The 4,209-nt window shown below is 73.4% G+C and carries 3 protein-coding genes; all 3 read right to left on the bottom strand.

Features of this window, described 5'->3' with window-relative positions; all coding sequences use genetic code 11:
• Nucleotides 1-165: 165 nt before the first annotated feature.
• Nucleotides 166-981, bottom strand: a complete 816-nt coding sequence (locus MZTS_RS22950) for an aminoglycoside adenylyltransferase domain-containing protein (protein ID WP_192285552.1) — start codon at nucleotides 979-981, stop codon at nucleotides 166-168.
• A 134-nt stretch (nucleotides 982-1,115) separates the two neighbouring features.
• Nucleotides 1,116-3,476, bottom strand: a complete 2,361-nt coding sequence (locus tag MZTS_RS22945) for a heavy metal translocating P-type ATPase (protein WP_183667264.1) — start codon at nucleotides 3,474-3,476, stop codon at nucleotides 1,116-1,118.
• Nucleotides 3,477-3,585: 109 nt separating this feature from the next.
• Nucleotides 3,586-4,209 (bottom strand): lytic transglycosylase domain-containing protein (locus tag MZTS_RS22940; RefSeq protein WP_246482239.1); only part of this gene is annotated, 624 nt, incomplete at its 5' end.

The following is a 4,209-nucleotide window of genomic DNA, read 5'->3' as shown; positions in this document are numbered from 1 at the left end:
GGAGCGCCCGCGGGCGCTCCCGGCAGAACGAAGGCCGATCTCGTCGGCGCCCCTCTCGCGGCCCGTCCGCAGGCCTGGCGTAACGGCCAAGCTCGGGACGGCACAGGCGGCCGCGCACCGCAGCGCGGCCGTTCCCGGCCGGGCGATGTGGGAGACCGAGCGCCCTCAGCCCGGTCCGGAACCGCCAGGACCGACGACGAGCGTTCGTGCGTCGTCCGCGACGAGGCGGACGAAAGCCAACGCGTCGCGGCCGCGCTCGCCGGGCGTCGCGTAGAGGCATTCCGCCCCCGGTTCCCTGCGGATGCGCAGGGCCTCGTCGATGATGCGATGCCACTCCGGCTGGAAGGTGATCAACCCGTACAGGCCGGCGTCGCTCTTCGAAGGCACGACCCCGGTCGCGAGGACGTAATGGAGCCGGCACATGCCGAGGACGAACCGTTCGACCCCGTTCGCCGCGAGGAGCGTCGCGTCCGCCGTATCGGGTCCGAGTCCAGCGCGCCGGCGTTCGTCGACGCTGGCCAGGGCCCACCGTTCCAGGTGGGTCGTTCCACGCCAGAGCCCGGTGCCCGCGCAGAGCGGACCGCGGATGGTGACCGCGCTGGCCCTCAGGACGCTCCAGGTGAGCGGATGCCGGTCGTGGCATCCCGACGCGAAGAATCGCCCTTGCCGGACGCAGGGGCCGTTCGGGACGGCAAGCGGGCCGGCCCGCAGGTCGTCCCAGGTCAGGTAGACGCCGTCGAGCGCCGGGGCCGGCCAGCCGCGGGCGAGGCCGGCATGAGCCTCGGCGAGGGCGGCCACCTCGCCCCGGCCCGGGCGAGCCTGGGACATTGCCACGAAATTCACGTCGCTGAGCGGGGGCCGAAAGTCGCCCATGGCGACGGAACCGACGAGGTACAAAGCCTCGACGAAGTCAGGGACGACGGTATCGACCATGGCGAGGTAGGCGCCCGTGACGCCGAGTGCGAGCGGGTGCGTGGTCATGGTCTCCACGGGCTCATGCGATTGCTCGAAGGAGGGAGGGGGGCACGGCCCAGAATTCGCCCGCGCCGGGTTTCCGCCCTACGGGTCGGGCCGGGCCCGTCGGCGGAGGGCGGCGCGCAGGCCATGGCCCTGCCTCAGCCGATCCGCGTCGTGCGGAGGCGCAGGGCGTTCCCGATCACGCTCACCGACGAGAGCGCCATGGCGGCCGCCGCGATGACTGGCGAGAGCAGGATGCCGAGGAACGGGTAGAGCAGCCCGGCGGCGACCGGCACGCCCAGCGCGTTGTAGATGAAGGCGAAGAACAGGTTCTGGCGGATGTTGCGCATCGTCGCCCGGGACAGGCGCCGGGCCCTGACGATGCCGACCAGGTCCCCGCGGAGCAGCGTCACGCCCGCGCTCTCGATGGCCACGTCGGTGCCGCCGCCCATCGCGATGCCGACATCCGCTGCGGCGAGGGCCGGCGCGTCGTTGATCCCGTCGCCGGCCATCGCCACGACCGCGCCCTGGCCCTGGAGCGTCCTGACCACCTCCGCCTTCCGGTCGGGAAGGATCTCGGCCTCGACCTCGTCGATGCCGAGCGACCTGGCGACGAACTCGGCCGTGGTCCGGCTGTCGCCGGTCAACATGACGATGCGCAAGCCTTCCTCCCGCAGCCTTCGCAAGGCCTCGAACGTGCTCGTCTTGACGGGGTCCTGGATGGCGATGACGCCGGCCGGCTTCCCGCCCGCGGCGACGAGGACCGCCGTCGCGCCCCGGCTGCGCACCTCCTCGGCCCGCGCCTGGAGCAGCGTCACGTCCGTCCCCTGCTCCTCCAGGAAACGCCCGTTGCCGATGGCCACGCGCCGTCCCTCGACCGTGCCGAGCGCCCCCTTGCCGGTCGGGGCCTCGAAGTCGGACGCCACGGCTCCCGGGACGCCGCGCGCTTCCGCGGCCCGGACGATGGCGAGGGCCAGGGGATGCTCGCTCGCACGCTCGACCGCGGCGGCGAGGCGCAGCACCTCGGCGTCCGTGAAACCGGGGGCCGGCAACACGGCGGTGACCTTGGGCTTGCCCTCGGTCAGGGTCCCGGTCTTGTCGATGACGAGCGTGTCGACCTTCTCCAACCGCTCCAGGGCCTCGGCGTTCTTGACCAGCACCCCGTCCTGGGCGCCGCGACCGACCCCGACCATGATCGACATCGGCGTCGCCAGGCCGAGGGCGCAGGGGCAGGCGATGATGAGGACCGCGACCGCCGCGAGGAGGGCGTAGGTGAAGCGTGGCTCCGGCCCGAAGGCCATCCAGGCGACGAAGGCGAGGGCGGCGACGGAGATCACCACGGGGACGAACCAGGCCGCCGCATCGTCCACCAGGCGCTGGACGGGGGCGCGCGAGCGCTGGGCCTCGGCGACCATCGCGACGATGCGGGCCAGCGTGGTCTCGGACCCGACACGCGTCGCGCGCATGACGAAGCCCCCGGTCGTGTTCAGGCTCCCGCCCACCACGAGGGAGCCGGGCTCCTTCGAGACGGGAATCGGCTCGCCGCTGATCATCGCCTCGTCCACGGCCGAGCGCCCCTCCAGGACCTCGCCGTCGACCGGCACCTTCTCCCCGGGTCGGACGCGCAGGCGGTCCCCGACCGCCACCGCCGAGACGAGCACCTCCTCGTCGGCCCCTCCCATCCCGAGACGCAAGGCCTTCTGCGGGGCGAGGTCGAGCAGCGCCCGGATCGCGCCCGAGGTGCGCTCGCGGGCCCCGAGTTCCAGCACCTGCCCGAGCAGCACCAGGACGGTGATGACCGCCGCGGCCTCGAAGTAGGCCGGCACCGCCCCGTCATGGCCGCGCAGGCCTTCGGGGAAGAGCCCCGGCGCCACGGTCGCGGCGACGCTGTAGAGGTAGGCCGCGCCGGTCCCGAGGGCGATGAGGGTGAACATGTTGAGGCGGCGGTTCACCAGCGACTGCCAGCCCCGCTCGAAGAACGGCCACCCCGCCCAGAGGACGACCGGCGAGGCGAGCAGCAGCTGGACCCAGTTCGAGGTTTGCAGGCCGAGGCGGTCGACGAGGCCGGTCAGATGTCCCCCCATCTCCAGGGCGAAGACGGGCAGGGTCAGGAGGAGGCCGACCCAGAAGCGGCGGCTCATGTCCTTGAGCTCGGCGTTCTCGACCGGGCCGCTCGTCGGCGTGAGCGGCTCCAGCGCCATCCCGCAGATCGGGCAGCTGCCCGGTCGGTCGCGGCGGATCTCCGGGTGCATCGGACAGGTGTAGACCGCCCCGCCAGGGGCGTCCGGCGGCCCTTTGTCAGCCGCCAGGTAGCGTGCCGGCTCGGCCACGAACTTCGCGCGGCAGCCCGCCGAGCAGAAGTGGTAGGTCGCGTGCTCGTGCTCGGCATGGTGGGGCGTGGCCGCAGGGTCGACCCGCATGCCGCAGACGGGGTCCGTCGCGGTTTCCCCGGCCGCGCACGCCGCGCCGTGGCCGTGACGGTGCCCGTGGGGATGGTGCGCGTGGTGACCGTGGTCCATGGGTTCAGACCTCCAAGCTGCCGCCGCCCGCGGCGGGCAGGGCACGTGGTTTGACGGCGGGCGGGACCGGGCTGAGGCGGACGTTCACGTAGCTTGCTCCGACAGGTTCTCAGCCGCCGCCCATGATGCGGTCGATGCGCGCCCCGATGCCGCGGACACGGGCCGCATGCTCGGCCCACAGGCGCCGCGCGATTGCCGAACGGGGGTCGCTTTCCGTGAGGCGCGCCGCGGGAACCCCGCGGACGCTTCCCGGGAAGGAGGGTGGGGCGGTCCCGGCGAGGGAAGCGTCGGTCGCCGCGAGGCGGACCCGCACCCGCTGGCAGTAGGTGGCGGAGCGCGGGCTCATCCGCTCCTCGCCATGACCGGCCCTGTACTTCATCAGCGTGCGGCAGAGATCGCCCTGCGTGAGCTTCCAAGCTTGGGCGAGGTAGGCGACGCCGAAGCGGACGTTGGTCGCGGGATCGAGGAGGGCCCCGGCGGGACCCGTGTGACCGAGCATGGCCGCGGTTGTCGGCCGGACCTGCATCAGTCCGAGCTCGCCGACCCCGCCGACCGCGCCGGCATCGTACCCGCTCTCCACGTACGCGACGGCATCGGCGATGGCCGGGGGCACTCCGCGCGCTTCGGCCTCGCGCGCGAGCATCCGCCGATAGCCGGCCTGATCCGACGCCGTGCGAGCCGCATCGCCCGCGGATGACGGCGCGGCAGGGGCGGACGCGCCCGCGGGCGCGTC

The sequence above is a fragment of the Methylorubrum zatmanii genome (assembly GCF_014845115.1).
Lineage (GTDB): Bacteria > Pseudomonadota > Alphaproteobacteria > Rhizobiales > Beijerinckiaceae > Methylobacterium > Methylobacterium zatmanii.
This window is presented reverse-complemented; position numbering and strand designations above follow the sequence as displayed.